Consider the following 18,036-nt stretch of genomic DNA (forward strand, 5'->3'; position numbering starts at 1 on the left):
GAATTTTTAAATGTAAAAAGAAAAACATGCATGGCTTTGTTTAGGGAGAAAGTCCTTCCCCTGCTAAACAGAGCCATTTCTTGTTTTCTTACAGAATGGAAGCTCCTTCTTCAAGATCAAAACGAAGGATTACCGTATTATTATTTTGTTTTTTTCACGACAAAATAAGCACATCCAAAATTACAATATTCATACAAATATTCTGTTAATGTACTAATTTTCGTATCAAAGCTTGATTTTTGATTATGGTCATCAAAAAAGCCACGTAATCTTAATTGTCCATAACCCCAATCTCCAACAATATAATCGTATTTCGTCAATATATCACTAAATCTATTTTTAAATGCTTCTTCATTAAAACCTGATTTTCTTTCTTCAATCAGTTCATAACAATGGTTATTAATGCAAACCAATCGTATCACCTCAAAACCTGTATATATTTCATATAAAGTGAAACTTCCATCAGTCGGAGTTTTCCTTCATCCCCCACTAATTAGTCGAACCATTCGGACCTTTACGGACAGTATTTATTGGGAGAAATAGTCAAATCATAACATTCGTCCACTATCATTATAACCCTAGGAATGATATTTACATAGCACTAACAATAAAATCTTCCTATAAAATACAGAATTTTTATTTTATACGATTAAATATTTATTAATAAATGGGAAATTTTCTTAACGTAAGAATAGGAAGGAATCAATAGGAGTTAAAAATAAAGATCCCTCTGTAAGGGATCTCAATGTTTTATGCTTCTTTTGCATGTTCAGCCATTTGCTGATTCTTTTTTGCCTCGTTTACTTGCTCATCTGCATGGTAAGAAGAACGTACTAATGGTCCAGCTTCACAATGGCTGAATCCTTTACTTAATGCAATTTCTTTCAATTCTTTAAATTCATCTGGATGATAATATTTTTGAACTTTTAAATGTTTTGCAGTTGGCTGTAAGTATTGACCAATTGTCATAATATCTACATTATTTGCTCGTAGATCATCCATTGTTGCAATAATTTCTTCTTTCGTTTCCCCTAACCCAATCATAATACTAGATTTAGTCGGAATATTAGGCTGCATTTCTTTTGCTCTACGTAAAAACTCAAGGGAACGTTGGTATTTTGCTCTTGCACGTACTCTAGGGGTCAATCTTTCTACTGTCTCAATATTATGGTTCAAGATATCAGGCTTAGCATCCATTAATAATCGTAGGTTTTCTTCTACGCCTCCCATATCAGAAGGTAATACTTCAATGCTAGTGAATGGATTTTTTCTACGAATGGCACGAACCGTTTCTGCAAAAACAGCTGCTCCGCCGTCTTTTAAATCATCTCTGGCAACAGCAGTAATAACAACATGCTTTAAATTCATTGTATAAACAGAATCAGCCACTCTTTCTGGCTCCTGCCAGTCTAGTTCTGTTGGCAAGCCTGTTTTTACCGCACAAAAACGACAAGCTCTTGTACAAATATCTCCTAAAATCATAAAAGTAGCTGTTCTTCTTACAGCCCAACATTCATGAATATTTGGACATTTCGCTTCTTCACAAACCGTATGTAGCTGCTTTTCCTTCATCATTTTTTTCAAACCTGTATAGTTTTCATTCGTATTTAATTTAATTTTCAGCCATTCAGGTTTGCGTAAATATTCTTGTTTTCTCTCTGACACCATATTCATCTCCTAGTAAAATAATTTTCATCATTTTTACCTAAAAACAGTATTGTATAACAGTCTCAAATCACAAAACTTTGTATGTTATACACAATAAAAAGATTGCCTCGCTTTCATTTGTCACTTTAACATAATGGAAATGCCTCTACAAGTTATTCCTTTTAAAGATTACCATTAATTGATAATTATTTTTTTCGCTATAACTCACAAAATATAACGACAGAATATGAAGGGAGGGACTAATCTTTGCACAGATTAATGTTTTTAATCATTATACTTATGTTTTTACTATCTAACACTGTCACATATGCGAATGAAAATACAGATGATCCTTATACCAAAAGGATGGAACTCTACAAAAAAGTAGAAACATTATATCAAATTCCTTGGTATTATATAGCTGCTGTCGATCAATATGAACGAAATATACGCATCTCAAGAAAAGATATCCCTAAAGCAAAAGGATGGACTGGGATATATTTTACGAAAGAAAAGTGGGCCGGTATTATCAATCCAAATTCAGAGGACACGAACCCTTTAACCATCCCATTATTTGGAGGGCTTGGAGCGGATGGAGATGGGGATGGAAAAGCAGATAGATTTAATGATGAAGATATCCTTATCGCGTTCTCTAATTATATAAGCCAATACGGAATTGATGAGGAAAACTTCAAAATTGGTTTATGGAATTACTATAAAAGAGATAAAACAGTAAGTATCATAATGGGTAAAGCTGCCATATACAAGAATTTTGGTAGGCTAAATTTAGATGCTCATGCCTTCCCTCTTCCTCTAAGAAGTAATCACAGCTATCGCAGTACTTGGGGTGATGCTCGAGGATGGGGAGGAAAGCGAATCCATGAAGGAACAGACATTTTTGCAGACTATGGAGTCCCTGTAAAAGCGACTTCTTATGGAATTGTAGAAATGAAAGGATGGAATAATTATGGTGGATGGCGAATAGGAATACGGGACATTAATAATAACTATCATTATTTTGCCCATTTAAGTGGATTCTCGAAAGAGATTAAGGCAGGAATGATTGTTGAGCCCGGTATGATTATAGGTGGAGTTGGAAGTTCGGGATATGGACCACCAGGTACTTCTGGGAAATTCCCACCTCACCTACATTATGGGATTTATAAAGATAATGGGTATACAGAATGGTCTTTTGATCCATATGCCCACTTACGATTATGGGAAAAACAAGAACAGATAAAAGCAAAAAAATAAAAAATAATGACTACTCTTTACTTCCTTGGAGATAAGAATGAAGTTATTTCATTCTCATCTCCTTATTAACTTTTAGAAAGGATGTTGAATGGTATCGCATTCCGTTATCACAATAGAAAGATGTTCTTTTAAATCTAAGTCAAATGGAGGAATTTCTCTTCCTTGGCTCTCGACAATTCGTATAATTGGCCTTTCATTCATTCCTTTATTTTGTTTGCAAACAATGCCTTTGTCTCCATTAGATAACTTTACACTTAAACCATTAGGATAAAGAACAATAGATCTTCTAAAAGCCTCGACAATTGTTGCATCATATAAACGATTAGACCCTGTATATAAAATTTCTAGCGCTTCATGGGGCAATAAGGCATCATGATAAACGCGATTAGAAGTGATCGCATCAAAAACATCTGCTACAGCAATGATTTTTCCAAATAAATGTATATCCTCTTCTCCCAAACCTCTTGGATAACCAGAACCATTTAAGCGTTCATGATGCTGGTAAGCACAATGGGCAACTAATAGTGGCAAGGACTCCACTTTTCTTAAAATCTCAAAGCCTGCTTCTGCATGGTTCTTTATTATCTCAAATTCTTCTGCTGTTAGTTTTCCAGGCTTCGTAAGAATTTCTAAAGGAATGGTTGTTTTGCCAATATCATGCAAAATAGCACCTAACCCTAGAATTTCCATCTGTTTAGGTGAAAGTTTTAACTCTAACCCTAATGCCAATGTATAAATAGTTACATTTAAACTGTGTGAAAAAATATAATTATCATAAAGATATACATCAGACATAATGGATGAAAGACCTTCATAATTTTTTAATTCTGACAATACTTTTCCAACTAGTTTCTTAAAAGCAGGAGTGTTCTTCTCCATTACCATTGAAATATTTGTAGAATCAGCACTTTTTATCATATCGAAACTTTTTTCAATGGTTTGCATCGCTTCTATCTTAACCTGCTCTGAAATAATATCCTTTACTTTAATATCCTGTGTGTGCTTATCTTCTAAATAAACATAGCTGACACCAAAATCAAGCAACCTTTTTATAATTCTTTGCTCTAATCGGACTCCACTATTTACTAACACTTTTCCATGATTATTTAATATGGGCTTAGCTAAGATTGCACCCTCTTTTATATTCTTTGTCCCAACTAATCTCATGCTTTATTGGCTCCTAATAATTTGTATACAAACTATTATACCGTACTTTCTCTCCTGTTTCTTTATACCTATAGAAAGAAAATTAAAAATAATGTTAAGTAGTTAAATCGTAGTGTGCTTCTTTCTTTAGAAAAGACTATTTTCATAAAGTTTGTTGCAATAAAAAAAGAAGGCTTAACGAAAAGATAAATATCCTCCATTCGTTAAACCTTCTTTACAGCTTTTATTTAAACCATTTGTAACAATGCATCTTTTCCAATCATACCTTTATGGATTCCATACGCTTCGGCTTCTATTGTCACTGATTCTAAAGGTGCCTCCAGCAATTGTTCAATCGTTCTAACACCAACAGCTCTGCCAGCAATTATTTTTCGGTCTTTCAGCTTATCATTTAATAATCCTACATCTAGCGCTCCGCACATGATATAACCTTTATCATTTTTCACAGCAAGTAAAGTAGTTTTAGGCAATAGTACTGAGACCGCAATAAAGGTATGTCCCTTGATATCAACAGGATACACATCAATCATAATACTTCGTGCTCAACTCCTCTCTTTACCTTCATGGTAATTATATTCAAGAGAGAAGAAATTGATTCAGTGATTATTATGTCTCAAGAAAAATTTTAAGCTTTTACCTTATCGCGTAACGTATCAGCAAGAATATTCCGCATAAATTCTGGAAGAAAATAATCTTTCTTTGTTGCACGATAAATAGATGGGAAAAAATTACCGAACGTAAGCATATCAGGAACTGTAACGATGTATTCCTGATCAGCCTGTATTTCTTTGGAATGTATATAAAATTTTTCTCTTTCTCCAATTATCTCGCGTGTAATTCCTGCTGATATCATTCTGCCCATTAATGTTCCACGGAATCCAAGACCCTTTACAGGCAATGTCTCCCATTTTGCTGCTTTCATATCGAGCAAAATTTCTTTTAATTCAGCTCCTGTTAAAGTAACATTGCACGGATTAATTGGATGTGGACAAATCGATAATAAATCAAAGTAAGTGACATCTCCTTCATCCAATCCATTTAGTATTAACCCTTCATTAATAATGGCGCAATCTGAATGACACCAAGAAACTAATTTCTCACAGAGCATTTTTGCTAGGACTTCTCGAGAAATATGCGCATCTGTTGTGACTGCTTTTTCAGCTAATGCTTGCTTTCCTTGTAAATAATAATTTTCTATAATAGCTTTCTCTTCATGCGCAATTGGTAATTTGCTTGTATCATATAATATCGCTTTTTTATCGATTATATTTTTTGAGTCATCGACCTTTAATTCAATATGACCAATATAATAGCCGTACTTACCAGCAGCACCTTGAAGATTATTATTGATTAATTTCCCTTGGTGAAAAATATGATGCGTATGTGCACCTAAAATCACATCAATTTCTGGATAATTTGTTGCAATAACTTCATCATCGTTTATTCCTAAATGGGATAGCAATACTATGATATCAACATGTCCTCTAAGCGCTTCTACTTGTTGAGAAAGTTCTTGAATTGGCTCAGTCAATTTCCAGCCTAAGAGCTCATATAACCGCTCGAAATAGGCAGTAATTCCAATCACGCCTATTTTTGTCCCTTGGTCCGTCTCGTATATTTGATGAGGAATCGCCCAAGCTGGTCGTTTCCCATCACTCATATAAAGGTTAGCAACAATTACATCAAATAAAGCATCATCATATAAATGATCTAATGCCTCATAGGAGAGGGTAATTCCTTCATTATTTCCTATTGTCACAGCGTCATATTGTTCTTTATTTAAAAGCTTCGTATTAATTCTGCCTTTCGTCGCTTCAGTATAAGGATGAGACAAATCCAAATGGTCACCTATATCAAATAAATAAACAGCTTCGCCAGCCTCTTTATGCCATTTTTTTCTTTCACGCAGCAATTCATATATTCTTGGCCAATTTTCAAAATGGCTATGTAAATCATTGGTATGATATATGTGGATGACTTCCATCTTCTCGCCTTCCTTATTTTGTATTTTCTCTATTTGTTGGAGATGATTCCTTTTGCCTTTTCTCCCATTTAAAATAAATCTAATTGTCTTGGAGCTAAATTCGTATATTCTATATTTAGCAATTTAATAAGCTCTTTCCCATTGTCGGCAGCATCTCCACCAGAGTTATTATTAAAAACAACATAAATATCCCTACATATCTTTTCAAGCTGGCGAATATTTTCTGCCCACTCTTTTAATTCAACAGTATTATATCGGTATAAATAACGAACTTCTCGCCAGTTTGGATTATTGTTTTGCTGCCATCCATAATGATTTCTACCATGAAGACGAATCAGTACTTTTTCTTCACCGCCAACTTCCAGTACAGTAGGAACAGAACCTGGCTTTACTTGCGGTTCATCACAAATACTATGAATCCAATTTTCTTCCTTCATAAACCGAAGCGTTCCTTCTCGATACTTAGGCTCAAACCAAGACTGATGTCGAAATTCAAGAGCACGAGGAATATCTCCCATCTTTTTCCTACATGCTCTTAAATACTGGACATTTCCCTTTGTACAATCAAACCAAGGTGGAAATTGAAACAAGACCATTGCTAGTTTCCCTGCTTTTCTATACGGTACTAAGGAATCGATAAATGCAGAAAACATTTCTTCATTCGAGGAGTACGGAGTATCTTCGCGATTATGTCCCGTCATTCCTTGATATGCCTTTACAATAAACTGAAAAGAATCAGGTGTTTTCCTTACCCAAGTTTCTGCATTATGCACTGATTGCACCGCATAAAAAGAAGCATCCACTTCTACAGTAGGAAAATAACCGGCATATTCGAATAACTTATTTTGTGATGAAGTATTTTTTCCATAAAGACTAGTATGGTCTCCCCAACCTGTTAAACCAATATGAATCAATTAAATCACCTCTATAACAATGTCTTTCTCTAGGTGGAATTTATATGGATTAGACATAATTACGTTTAAAATCAAAACAATATTATTTAATCTTCCATACTAAATATCATATCATAATTACCTTAAATAACTAATAAAAAGCAAATGGACATAACTGCATTGCTCTATACCTGTTGTACGCCTTTTTTGATAAATGAATTAGTACAAAAGAAGTTGGGATATTTTTTTATCTAGTTTAAATATACTTACACATCTTAATTATCATCAGATTGAGGGGGGAGTCTTACTGTCCGTTAAGAGTGGGATAAAAAAACTTCCATCAATCGGGGGCTCATCCCCCACTGATGGAAGTTTTTTTATACAATTAAGAACACAAGAAATTAACAGATTGAGCTCGTGTTAACGTCAGAGGATGAAACACGGGATGCTTATATAGATTATTTGGAGACAAATTTGTTTTATCTATTATATATGCCACAAAATCAGCAAGATTATTGATTACTGCGTTTTATAAATTTAATTGATTAAACAAATGTTAGAGTAATATTATTTTATCTCTTTTATCATTTAAGGCTGTTTACCAATATAAGCCAATATTCCCCCATCAACATAGAGAATATGCCCATTAACAAAGTTTGATGCTTCGGATGCTAAAAATACAGCTGAACCAGCTAGGTCCTCAGGATTTCCCCAACGAGCAGCAGGTGTTTTTCCTATAATAAACTGATCAAATGGATGACGGGATCCATCTGCTTGCTTTTCGCGTAATGGAGCTGTTTGTGGTGTCGCAATATAACCAGGTCCAATTCCATTACATTGAATATTGTATTCTCCATATTCAGAAGCAATATTCTTTGTGAGCATTTTTAGTCCTCCTTTTGCGGCAGCATAGGCACTTACCGTTTCACGACCAAGCTCACTCATCATGGAGCAAATGTTAATGATTTTACCGCCACCATTTTGAATCATGTCGGGAATAACTGCTTTTGAAACGATAAACGGTCCATTCAGGTCTACATCCACTACTTGACGGAAGTCTTCTGCTGACATTTCTACCATTGGAATACGCTTGATGATCCCAGCATTGTTTACTAAAATATCAATGGGACCAACCTCTTCTTTGATTTGCACAATCGCTGCTTGCACCGCTTCTTCGTCTGTTACATCAAAAACATAGCCTTTCGCTTCTATTCCAGCTTCTTCATAACTTCGAAGAGCTTGCTCTACAGATTCTTGATTTAAAGAATTAAATACAATTTTTGCTCCCGCTTTTGATAGGGCGCTTGCAATTTCAAAACCAATTCCGTAAACTGCTCCTGTTACTAATGCAACTTTTCCGTCTATGCGGAATTTATCCATTCCAAATGTCATTTTTCTCTCTCCTTTTATCCCACTCTTAACGGACAGCAAGACTCCCCCCTCAAGCTTATGAGAATAAGAGGAAGCTAGGGAGATCAACTGTCCGTAAAGGCCCGATTGGTTCAACTAACCATCAGTGGGGGATGAAGGCCCCCCCATTGATGGAAGTTTCACTTTATTTCAATTTATCCATCGGAATCATATCCATATCCGTATAGGTGATATTCTCCCCGCACATTGCCCATATAAAGGAATAATTACTTGTACCAACTCCGGAATGAATAGACCAGCTTGGCGAAATAGCTGCTTGCTCACTACTCATAACTAGATGCTTTGTTTCATCTGGCTTGCCCATCATGTGGAAAATACGCGTATCCTCTTCCATATCAAAATAGACATATGCTTCCATACGTCTTTCATGTGTATGAGAAGGCATTGTATTCCATGCACTACCAGGTTCTAAAATGGTATAACCCATTTGCAATTGGCAACTTTCACATACATTTGGATGTATGTATTGATATATTTTTCGTTGATTTAATGTTAACGGTTCACCGGTTTCCATCGGTTTAATGTTATCAATACTAATTTTCACATTTGGATATTTGTGGTGGGCTGGCACAGAACTAATGTAAAATTTAGCTGGATTTTTTGGATCTTCAGAAAAAAAGACTACATGACGTGTTTCTTTGCCAATATAATAACCATCTTGCTTTTTCATTTCTTCTTTTTCTCCATCGATTTCGATATAACCAGGGCCTCCAATATTAATGACTCCAAGCTCGCGACGTTCCAAGAAATAATCTACACCTAATTGTTTATCTAAACTAATTTCCAATGACATTTCCGTTGGCGTAACTCCACCGAAAATCATGCGGTCATTATGTGTATAAGTCAAACTAATTTCTCCAGGTATAAACACTTTTTCTACTAAAAACTCTTTTCGTAATTGTTCTGTAGAGTAATGACGAATATCCTCTGGGCTATGTGTATAACGCGTTTCCATATTTTGCATTTTTAAGTCACTCCTATCGATTTATTTTTCCAGAGCCAGCTAATAAAAAGCTCTTGACCTCTGGTTCACTAAATTGATTACAATCACCATAAATAGTATGTTTTAAAGCAGATGCAGCTGAAGCAAAATTAATAATCTCCTGAGGAGTGTTTTGAACTAATATTCCATGAAGAATGCCTCCCGCTAAAGCATCCCCTCCTCCTACTCTATCAACAATGGGATTAATTAGATGTATTTGAGATTCATAGTAGCTGTCATTCATCCATAATGTTCCTATTAATTCATTGCTACTAGCTGAAAGTACTTTTCTTTTCGTAGAATATAAAATAGCGATATTTGGAAACTTCTTCTGTATTTCTTGATAGTAGTATACTAATTCATTATCATCGCCAGTGTATTCAGGAATTCCTAACAGATAGATAGCATCAAGCTTACCCGCTGAACAGTAGTCTACCAGCGGCAAAATTTCTGTAATTGTCTCTCCTGCTTCTTTTTGCGACCATAATTTACCTCGATAGTTAATATCAAAGCTGATTTTACAGCCAGCCTCTTTTGCCGCCTTTATGAGCGTAATAGTTGTTTTTTTCCAATTCGAGGATAAAGCAGGAGTAATACCTGAAATATGAAAGATATCGACATTTTTAAATAGTTCTTCCTTTTGCCATTCACTTTCAGCTATTTCCGCAAAACTCGAACCTGCTCGATCATAAATGACATTCGCTGCTCTTTCACCAATTCCCGCTTCCATATAATAAGTGCCCAATCTAGATCCCCCGCTTAAGAGGAAATCGGTATGAACGCCATAACGACTTAAATGCTTTTTTACTCCTTCTCCTACACCATTGTCTGGAATTTTGCTTGCAAAATAGACATCGTGGCCAAAATTAGCAAGTGAAATTGCTACATTTGCTTCTCCCCCGCCATAGTGAGCATGTAGATTTTCGGCCTGTGCAATGCGAATTCCAGAATCAGTCGAAAGACGAAGCATGATTTCACCTAATGTGACAACCTTCCCCATATTTATGCTCCTTTAATTTGATGAAATTTTTCCATATACTGACCAGCAACCTCTGTAACTTTATCAAAGTCTCCATTTGCTACGGGTGCTAATAGATTTCCTCCAACCCCTACAGCAACTACCCCAGCATTGAACCAGTTCTCCATATTTTCCAAGCTTACCCCGCCAGTTGGCATAATATTTAATTGAGGCATCGGCGCTTTGAAAGCGGAAACGATACTCGGTCCATAAGCACTACCAGGGAATAGCTTAATAATATCTACTCCAGCCTTTAATGCCTCTTTCATCTCCGTAATCGTTAAACATCCAGGAAGATAGGGTATTTGATAAAGATTACATAGTTCAGCCGTTTCTTTATCAAAATTCGGGCTAACAATGTATTCTGCTCCAGCCATAATTGCTAGACGAGCCGTTACTGCATCTAAAACAGTACCTGCACCAATTACAATATCCGAATCATGCTTATACATTTCCACTAATTCACTAATCGCTTTATCCGCATTGGGAACGGTAAAAGTTAATTCGATTCCCTTCATGCCTCCCTTGACGACTGCACTACTTGCTTTCACTGCTTCTTCCTTACTATTACCGCGAACTACCGCGATAACTCCAGCACTCTTTAAACGTTGTAACGTTTCAACTCGTTTCATTTCCACCACTCTTTTCTTATTTAGAAATACAAATTTATTATTAAGAAATATATAACTTGATTATACATACTTTTTTGAAAAATGTAAACGCATTCCTCAAATAAAGTGAAACTTCCGTTAGTGGGGAGTTATCCTTCCTCCCCCTCTGATGGTTAGTTGAACCAATCGGACCTTTGATCTCCCACTTATCTTCCTCGTATTCTCATATGCTTGAGAGGGGAGTCTTACTGTCCGTTAAGAGTGGGATAAAAAAATCGTCGAAACGATTTAGTGAGTCACAGCTTGCGTTAACTCATTTTTTGTCTCGACGATAGCCTTAATTATTTGATTTTTAAAATCTTCTGTGAGCCTATATTTTGGCATACTTACACTAAATGCTCCGATGATTTTCCCATCTTTTTTTAAAGAAGCTCCAATACAGAAAATATCTTTCTCCATTTCTTCATCATCAAAGGCAATGCCAGTTTCTCTAACTTTCTGTAATTCAGAAGCTAATTTTAAAGAGTTAGTTATTGTATGTTCTGTATACGGAACTAATGTGGTTGCCTTTATATAATTTAAGTATTCCTCTTCTTCTAATTCTGCAAGAACTGCTTTTCCCATTGCGGAACTATACAAAGGTCTTGTTATCCCTACTCTTGATGACATTCTTATTGTCTGATGTTTAGCCTCTAACTTATTAACATATAAAATTTCATTGTCTACGAGAACACCTAGGTGGATTGTTTCATCAATCATCTTTTGCAGTTTTTCTAAATACGGCAATGTTAGCTCTACTAAGTCCAGTTGGTCTACACCTTGATTGGCATATCGAATAAGCTTCGATCCTAATCGATAATTTTTATTTTTATCCCTGCTAACAAAGCCAATTAACAATAAAGTATCCAATATTTTCAATGTAGTAGAAGTGGTCATCTCTGTATTTTGGGCAATGTTTTGCAAAGACTGATTTGGATTTTCTGAAAGATGATCCATAATTTTTGCAGCTCTTAATAGGACAGTTCCATACGGTTTCGTTTTCTCCATTATACACCCTCTTTTCCAATAAAGAAATTATATACGAAAAGTGGGTAAAATAAAAGTCCTCTTAACCAAAATGTAAGACAGAAAAATTTTCGTGAAGAAATAGCTGTATCTACAAGGACATATTGAAGATATTTTTATCATAAGGTCAACATTCGTATAATTGTTTTCATTACAGCATCCTCTTCATTCGTACGGGTAATAAAATTTGCTGCATCTTTTAATTCTTCCACTGCATTCCGAACAGCAAAGCTATAGGTACTACGCGACATGAGTTCAATATCATTATAACCATCACCAAATGCCATCGTTTCTTCAGGTGTGACATTCAATATCCGCTGTAAGTGCTCGACCGTTGTACCCTTATGAACATTTGCATTAGCTATATCAATCCATGCTGCTTCAGATGCTACAATATAAGCAGATTCAAAAAAGGAAGATAGTTTTTCTTTTATTTCAAAACATTTAAGTAGTGGATCATGAATCGTTATTTTCACAAAATCATCTGTTATTTCTTCAAAGTCAGATACTTTGCTTACTTGCGCATAAGATTTTCTGACAATTGATGCTTCTTCAGGTGCAATGCTATCCTTTATATATGCACCATTTCTAGTACAAGCAATAATAGTATAATTTAGACTGATTTCCTCTAGTAAACGAATAATTTCTAATGCTAGCTCATTACTTAACAGAGATTCATAGACAAATTTCCCATTATGTTTTATTCGAGTTGCACTATCCCCTAAAATCCATATATCCTTTGCATCTTCTCCAAATAGCTCTTCGATGCGTTCGCATTGTTTGCCAGTAACAGGAGCAAAAGCAACACCTTTATCTTTCATTATTTTTTTTACATCTTTATACAGTTCCCTATTAAAATCACCGCTATTAGACAAAAATGTTCCATCCATATCTGTTAGAACTAATTTAATCATCGGAATTCCTCCTAAGCTAGTATTTATTCTTCGATTCGTTTAAGAATTCTTGCTGGATTCCCACCTACAACGACATTATCTGGTACATCCTTTGTTACAACAGAACCGGAAGCGATAACAACATTATTTCCTATGTTTACTCCAGGATTGATAACAGATCTTCCGCCAATCCAGACATTATCGCCGATATTCACTGGCTTTCCGTATTCGACTCCCGCTATCCTTTCTTGCGCATTTAATGGGTGTGTAGCTGTATAAATATGTACCCCTGGAGCGATGAAGCAATTATCACCAATTCTAATCTTACAAACATCTAAAAATACGCAATCAAAATTAACAAAGAAATTTTCTCCTACATGGATGTTATAACCATAGTCGCAACGAAAAGTAGGTTCTATGAATAAATTATTTCCAGTAGAACCAAATAATTGTTTTAATAATACTGTCCTTTTGCCTTCATCCGTTTCGAGTGATTCATTAAATATTCTCGTTTGTTTTCTAGCATTCATTCTTCCCTGTACTAGTTCTGGATCTGCAGGGTTATAAAGGTCTCCATTTACCATCTTTTCTTTTTCAGATTTCATTCGTTTCATCCCCTTTTTCTTTAATTTACCTTCTTTACACAGTCAATTCTAAAAGATTTCCTTCTGGATCTTCTATTACGCTTTCATAGTAGCCATCCCCTGTAATTCTTGGACCATTAACTAGGAGATACCCATCCTTTTGTAAGCGTTCAGTCAGCTGATTTACAGCTTCCTTACTTCCTACAGAAAAAGCAATATGAGCCAAGCCAACCCTACCATTAACATCCGGCTTATCTATACCTGATTTGCGCATAAGTTCTATGCGAGCTCCCCCTATGTATGAAATAAAATATGACTCAAATTTCTTTTCTGTATTGTGATATTTTGCGTTTGCAATCCCATCAAAGTATGTCGTATAAAATTTTTTCATTTCCTCTAAATCATGGACCCAAATGGCTATATGTTCTATTTTCATCTCTTCTCGCTCCTTTAAATGGTTAAACGGCTGTAGAGTTACCTTTTTTCGCCTTTTTATAATCCTTTTTATTTAATACAGCATTTAATTTTTCAGTGCCCCATAACATCATGGTAATAAAGCCTGCAATCATAAATGGAAAAATTCCTATTGTCGAGTGGGCAGCAATAAAACCAAGGAGAGGGGGTAAAAATGTACTACCAGTATAAGCAACAGCCATCTGGTATCCCATTATTGTTTGAGAATGTTTCTTCCCAAATCTTGCAGGTGTTTCATGCAACATGCATGGAAATATCGGCGCTAATCCTAAGCCGACCATAATAAACCCTACCAATGACCAACTAGATGGAAATGGCAGTAACAGAAGTACGGCCCCAACTAACGCAATTATTTGTCCCAATCGTATAAGCTTGCGATTACTCATTTTCAAAGTAATAAAGCCAGTGATAAATCTACCGATTGTAATTCCAGCGTAATACATAGAAACCCATTTTGCCGCTACGTCGATAGATATATTTTTTATATTAACCAGGTAACTGCTTCCCCAGAGCCCCACTGTTGCTTCTGCCCCACAATAAAATAAGAAAGATAGCAAAGCTAGCTTAATTCCGCTAATTTCCCATGCCTTTTTATTATCAAATTCTGTCTCATCCAATGAATTTTCGGGATTTTCTTGCTCATTCTTTTCATTAATCTTGCTGTTCTCTCCAACCTTTCTCCATAGAGGCAATGCGAAAAATAAAATAACCACTAACGCAAATTGCATACCAGCAATAGCAAGATAACCACTTCTCCAGGAATTCTGCGTTGAAATAAATTGGGCCATAATTATCGGACCCATAGTGGCGCCAACACCCCAAAAGCAATGAAGCCAACTCATATGATGTGCTTTATAGTGTGTGGCAACATAATTATTTAATCCCGTATCAACTGCTCCAGCTCCCAATCCAAGGGGGATAGCAAATAGAAACAACCATATGATAGAAGGTGCCATATAAAACCCAAAAAGTGCTCCAGCTGTCATTAAACAGCTGATAAACGTAACCATGCCAGTTCCAAATTTTTTAAGTACTGCTCCACTGATAAAACTGGAAATAATCGTTCCACCAGCAATTGTCATAAACAGCACTCCTGCAGTTTCAAGTGGCGCCTTAAAATCTAATTGCATCAAAGACCATGACACACCCAATAATGAATCCGGTAAACCTAAACTGATAAAAGCCAAATAAATGATTACTAAAAAGAATGTTGCCATAGATAACCCCCGCCTTACTTTTCTAAAGATATTATTTTGTCTTACTATATTTCAGCAATCATTAAATCGAGCCCAAGACTTTGTAATCCGTACAGATAATCTTGTTCCCAATCACTCATTATAAATTCGGGGAGATGTTCTGCTGGAATATAATTAGAGCTTTGTTTTTTTATTTGATTTATTGTTATTTGGTTGACTTCATCATCACAGAAGATAATCGTATGTGGATTAATAATTGCTACAAATGAAGCTACAAGTCTGCTTATTGCATCTATTTCAGCTTCTTTCGTAAAGATTTTCTTTTTTCCAATTTCATTTTCAATAGCCTCTCCAAAATTCCGATCATCATATTGAGGGACAAATGAAACCTCCCCTGAAAAATAAGAGCTGCCTCTCACTACATCTCCATTGATAAGAATCCCAGCCCCTGGTCCATTTTGACCTGAATATAGATAGATAAGCGATTTATTTTTCTTATTCTCCTTACGAGCGTGATATCCTAACACCGCTGCATTCATATCATTTTCTAATACAACAGGAATAGAAAGGTGATTTTCTAAGTATCCCTTCAAGTCGAAATTCTGGAGATGTTCATATTCAGGTATATAGATAATTCGTCCATTATCGACTGAACCAGGTACACCAATCGAAATAGACCGTATTCTTGGATGTTTATTTTTTAACGCTTCCACATACTCGGTCAGCAACTTTACATTGTCATCCTTTAACGCACTAGAAGTTTTTCCAGCATCTTTGATTTCCCCTAGACAGTTAAACACAATATAATTCGTCACTGTTCTTTCTAAAAAAATAGCTAGCCCTAACATATACTCTTGGTTATATGTATATCGCTTCGCCCTTCTACCGCCACTTGAATCGTCTAGACCAGCTGATAGCAGTTCTCCATCCTTTTCCATCTGCGATATAAATTTACTAATCGTTGGGAAACTAATTCCTAATTTACTACTGAGCTCCACTTTCGTAGCACTTCCATTAGATAAAAGGAATTGTCGGATATTTTGCGGAATGATAAATTTCATCGACTTTGGAGTTGTATCCACATCATTCACACCCTTTCTATTCAACTTATTAAAGATATTTAATAAGTGTCTAAAATAAAACTTATTAAATATCTTTAATAAGTACTGAGGCTAATATAGCACACAAAATTACTGAAAGCAATTACATTTTATTTGAAATTTTTCTATGCTAAAGATTGAAATGAAACTTTACTTTTACAAAAATGTAACCATATTATTCTTCATGACAGAAGACTTCGAAATGCTTCTATCAACATTAAAAACTTTTAGATAAGTCACAACTATCACATCAATAATTTAGGAAGTATCCTTTTATAAAAAAGAAGAAGGCGAACTTCAAAAGTCCGCCTTCTTCACTAAAAATATTAACCAATAGAACCTTCCATTTCGAACTTAATCAAACGGTTCATTTCTACTGCATATTCCATTGGTAATTCTTTTGTAAATGGCTCGATAAAGCCCATTACGATCATTTCTGTTGCTTCTTCTTCCGAAATACCTCTACTCATTAAGTAGAATAACTGCTCTTCTGATACTTTCGAAACTTTTGCTTCGTGCTCTAATGAAATATTGTCATTTAAAATTTCATTGTATGGGATTGTATCAGATGTAGACTTGTTATCCATAATTAATGTGTCACATTCGATATTGGAACGAGCACCATCTGCTTTACGTCCAAAATGAACAATACCACGGTATGTTACTTTTCCGCCTTGTTTCGAAATAGACTTAGAAACAATCGTAGAAGATGTGTTTGGAGCTAAATGAAGCATTTTTGCTCCCGCATCTTGGTGTTGTCCTTTACCAGCAAGTGCGATCGATAAAGTCATCCCTCTTGCGCCTTCACCTCTTAAGATTACAGCAGGATATTTCATCGTTAATTTAGAACCAATATTTCCATCGATCCATTCCATTGTAGCATTCGCATCACAAACAGCGCGCTTTGTAACTAGGTTGTATACGTTGTTTGCCCAGTTTTGAATCGTAGTATAACGGCAATATGCGTCCTTTTTGATGATGATTTCTACAACCGCACTATGAAGAGAGTTCGTTGTATATACTGGTGCAGTACATCCTTCTACATAATGAACACTTGCACCCTCATCCACGATGATTAACGTTCTTTCAAATTGCCCCATATTTTCTGAGTTAATGCGGAAATATGCCTGTAATGGCGTATCTACTTTAATTCCTTTTGGAACATAGATGAAAGATCCACCAGACCATACAGCTGAGTTTAATGCAGCAAACTTATTATCCGTAGGCGGGATAACTGTTGCCCAATGCTCACGGAAAATATCTTCATTCTCTCTTAATGCAGAATCCGTATCTTTGAAAACAATTCCCATTTTCTCTAGATCTTCCTGCATATTATGGTAAACAACTTCGGATTCATACTGAGCAGATACACCTGCTAAGTATTTTTGTTCAGCCTCTGGAATACCAAGTTTATCAAATGTTTGTTTAATTTCATCTGGTACCTCATCCCAAGAACGCTCTGTTTTCTCTGACGGCTTTACATAATACGTAATTTCATCAAAGTTTAAAGCGGACAGGTCTCCACCCCATTGTGGCATTGGCATTTTGTAAAAATGCTCTAATGATTTCAAGCGGAAGTCTAACATCCATTGTGGTTCAGCCTTCATTTTTGAAATCTCTTCAACGATTTCTTTCGTTAATCCACGTTTAGAACGAAAGATAGAAACGTCTTTATCTGAAAATCCATATTTATAATCCCCAATATCGGGCATCTTTTTTGCCATTTCATTTTCCTCC

Annotated in this window: 18 protein-coding genes; 1 reads left to right on the forward strand and 17 read right to left on the reverse strand. The window is 35.5% G+C overall.

Annotated features, from left to right (window positions below; translation table 11 throughout):
• Nucleotides 1–140: 140 nt before the first annotated feature.
• Both NKG37_RS00635 and lipA read right to left on the reverse strand, forming a co-directional pair.
• Nucleotides 141–413, reverse strand: coding sequence for a YutD family protein (locus NKG37_RS00635; RefSeq protein ID WP_016202418.1), 273 nt, complete (start codon nucleotides 411–413; stop codon nucleotides 141–143).
• Nucleotides 414–750: 337 nt separating this feature from the next.
• On the reverse strand, nucleotides 751–1,665 hold the full coding sequence (gene lipA, locus NKG37_RS00640) for a lipoyl synthase (protein ID WP_016202419.1): 915 nt from the start codon (nucleotides 1,663–1,665) through the stop codon (nucleotides 751–753).
• A 282-nt stretch (nucleotides 1,666–1,947) separates the two neighbouring features.
• On the opposite strand from lipA, the gene NKG37_RS00645 reads away from it, so the two are divergent.
• Nucleotides 1,948–2,901 carry a M23 family metallopeptidase gene (locus NKG37_RS00645; RefSeq protein ID WP_224428446.1) on the forward strand — a complete coding sequence of 318 codons (954 nt, stop codon included), beginning with the start codon at nucleotides 1,948–1,950 and terminating at the stop codon, nucleotides 2,899–2,901.
• 72 nt (nucleotides 2,902–2,973) lie between these two features.
• On the opposite strand, the gene NKG37_RS00650 is transcribed toward NKG37_RS00645, so the two are convergent.
• From NKG37_RS00650 to sufB, 15 genes are all read right to left on the reverse strand, one after another.
• Complete coding sequence (locus NKG37_RS00650; protein ID WP_169189021.1) at nucleotides 2,974–4,068, reverse strand: HD-GYP domain-containing protein; 1,095 nt, start codon at nucleotides 4,066–4,068, stop codon at nucleotides 2,974–2,976.
• A 227-nt stretch (nucleotides 4,069–4,295) separates the two neighbouring features.
• On the reverse strand, nucleotides 4,296–4,598 hold the full coding sequence (locus tag NKG37_RS00655) for a YunC family protein (protein WP_016202422.1): 303 nt from the start codon (nucleotides 4,596–4,598) through the stop codon (nucleotides 4,296–4,298).
• Between the two features lie 95 nt (nucleotides 4,599–4,693).
• Entirely contained in the window at nucleotides 4,694–6,052 is a 1,359-nt protein-coding gene (locus tag NKG37_RS00660; RefSeq protein WP_169189022.1) for a bifunctional metallophosphatase/5'-nucleotidase, read from the reverse strand.
• Between the two features lie 68 nt (nucleotides 6,053–6,120).
• The gene (locus NKG37_RS00665; RefSeq protein ID WP_169189023.1) at nucleotides 6,121–6,966 is read right to left on the reverse strand and encodes a DUF72 domain-containing protein; all 846 of its coding nucleotides are present in this window, start codon (nucleotides 6,964–6,966) and stop codon (nucleotides 6,121–6,123) included.
• 567 nt (nucleotides 6,967–7,533) lie between these two features.
• On the reverse strand, nucleotides 7,534–8,325 hold the full coding sequence (locus NKG37_RS00670; RefSeq protein ID WP_367976429.1) for a gluconate 5-dehydrogenase: 792 nt from the start codon (nucleotides 8,323–8,325) through the stop codon (nucleotides 7,534–7,536).
• Nucleotides 8,326–8,500: 175 nt separating this feature from the next.
• Nucleotides 8,501–9,331, reverse strand: coding sequence for a 5-dehydro-4-deoxy-D-glucuronate isomerase (kduI, locus tag NKG37_RS00675; RefSeq protein ID WP_235678988.1), 831 nt, complete (start codon nucleotides 9,329–9,331; stop codon nucleotides 8,501–8,503).
• 22 nt (nucleotides 9,332–9,353) lie between these two features.
• Nucleotides 9,354–10,358 (reverse strand): sugar kinase, encoded by a 1,005-nt coding sequence (locus NKG37_RS00680; RefSeq protein WP_169189026.1) that lies wholly within the window; start codon nucleotides 10,356–10,358, stop codon nucleotides 9,354–9,356.
• A 2-nt stretch (nucleotides 10,359–10,360) separates the two neighbouring features.
• The gene (locus NKG37_RS00685; RefSeq protein ID WP_169189027.1) at nucleotides 10,361–11,008 is read right to left on the reverse strand and encodes a bifunctional 4-hydroxy-2-oxoglutarate aldolase/2-dehydro-3-deoxy-phosphogluconate aldolase; all 648 of its coding nucleotides are present in this window, start codon (nucleotides 11,006–11,008) and stop codon (nucleotides 10,361–10,363) included.
• A gap of 267 nt (nucleotides 11,009–11,275) precedes the next feature.
• A complete protein-coding gene (locus NKG37_RS00690) occupies nucleotides 11,276–12,034 on the reverse strand; it encodes an IclR family transcriptional regulator (RefSeq protein ID WP_016202429.1) in 759 nt (252 codons plus the stop codon).
• A gap of 137 nt (nucleotides 12,035–12,171) precedes the next feature.
• A complete protein-coding gene (locus tag NKG37_RS00695) occupies nucleotides 12,172–12,966 on the reverse strand; it encodes an HAD family hydrolase (protein WP_169189028.1) in 795 nt (264 codons plus the stop codon).
• Nucleotides 12,967–12,989: 23 nt separating this feature from the next.
• Nucleotides 12,990–13,550 (reverse strand): sugar O-acetyltransferase, encoded by a 561-nt coding sequence (locus NKG37_RS00700; protein WP_169189712.1) that lies wholly within the window; start codon nucleotides 13,548–13,550, stop codon nucleotides 12,990–12,992.
• Nucleotides 13,551–13,584: 34 nt separating this feature from the next.
• Entirely contained in the window at nucleotides 13,585–13,965 is a 381-nt protein-coding gene (locus tag NKG37_RS00705; protein WP_101729224.1) for a VOC family protein, read from the reverse strand.
• A gap of 22 nt (nucleotides 13,966–13,987) precedes the next feature.
• Nucleotides 13,988–15,220 (reverse strand): MFS transporter, encoded by a 1,233-nt coding sequence (locus NKG37_RS00710; protein WP_169189029.1) that lies wholly within the window; start codon nucleotides 15,218–15,220, stop codon nucleotides 13,988–13,990.
• Between the two features lie 44 nt (nucleotides 15,221–15,264).
• Nucleotides 15,265–16,290 carry an ROK family transcriptional regulator gene (locus NKG37_RS00715; protein WP_224427989.1) on the reverse strand — a complete coding sequence of 342 codons (1,026 nt, stop codon included), beginning with the start codon at nucleotides 16,288–16,290 and terminating at the stop codon, nucleotides 15,265–15,267.
• Between the two features lie 335 nt (nucleotides 16,291–16,625).
• Entirely contained in the window at nucleotides 16,626–18,023 is a 1,398-nt protein-coding gene (gene sufB / locus NKG37_RS00720; RefSeq protein WP_169189030.1) for a Fe-S cluster assembly protein SufB, read from the reverse strand.
• Nucleotides 18,024–18,036: the final 13 nt, after the last annotated feature.

This window comes from Niallia sp. RD1 (assembly GCF_024219955.1).
GTDB classification, from domain to species: Bacteria; Bacillota; Bacilli; order Bacillales; family Cytobacillaceae; genus Niallia; species Niallia alba.

Bases quoted from the DNA above. Each gene is read 5' to 3' on its own strand.
- NKG37_RS00645 (WP_224428446.1), top strand. From the start codon at position 1,948: ATGTTTTTACTATCTAACACTGTCACATATGCGAATGAAAATACAGAT.
- NKG37_RS00650 (WP_169189021.1), bottom strand. From the start codon at position 4,068: ATGAGATTAGTTGGGACAAAGAATATAAAAGAGGGTGCAATCTTAGCT.
- NKG37_RS00655 (WP_016202422.1), bottom strand. From the start codon at position 4,598: ATGATTGATGTGTATCCTGTTGATATCAAGGGACATACCTTTATTGCG.
- NKG37_RS00660 (WP_169189022.1), bottom strand. From the start codon at position 6,052: ATGGAAGTCATCCACATATATCATACCAATGATTTACATAGCCATTTT.
- NKG37_RS00670 (WP_367976429.1), bottom strand. From the start codon at position 8,325: ATGGATAAATTCCGCATAGACGGAAAAGTTGCATTAGTAACAGGAGCA.
- kduI (WP_235678988.1), bottom strand. From the start codon at position 9,331: ATGGAAACGCGTTATACACATAGCCCAGAGGATATTCGTCATTACTCT.
- NKG37_RS00680 (WP_169189026.1), bottom strand. From the start codon at position 10,358: ATGGGGAAGGTTGTCACATTAGGTGAAATCATGCTTCGTCTTTCGACT.
- NKG37_RS00685 (WP_169189027.1), bottom strand. From the start codon at position 11,008: ATGAAACGAGTTGAAACGTTACAACGTTTAAAGAGTGCTGGAGTTATC.
- NKG37_RS00690 (WP_016202429.1), bottom strand. From the start codon at position 12,034: ATGGAGAAAACGAAACCGTATGGAACTGTCCTATTAAGAGCTGCAAAA.
- NKG37_RS00695 (WP_169189028.1), bottom strand. From the start codon at position 12,966: ATGATTAAATTAGTTCTAACAGATATGGATGGAACATTTTTGTCTAAT.
- NKG37_RS00700 (WP_169189712.1), bottom strand. From the start codon at position 13,550: ATGAAATCTGAAAAAGAAAAGATGGTAAATGGAGACCTTTATAACCCT.
- NKG37_RS00705 (WP_101729224.1), bottom strand. From the start codon at position 13,965: ATGAAAATAGAACATATAGCCATTTGGGTCCATGATTTAGAGGAAATG.
- NKG37_RS00710 (WP_169189029.1), bottom strand. From the start codon at position 15,220: ATGGCAACATTCTTTTTAGTAATCATTTATTTGGCTTTTATCAGTTTA.
- sufB (WP_169189030.1), bottom strand. From the start codon at position 18,023: ATGGCAAAAAAGATGCCCGATATTGGGGATTATAAATATGGATTTTCA.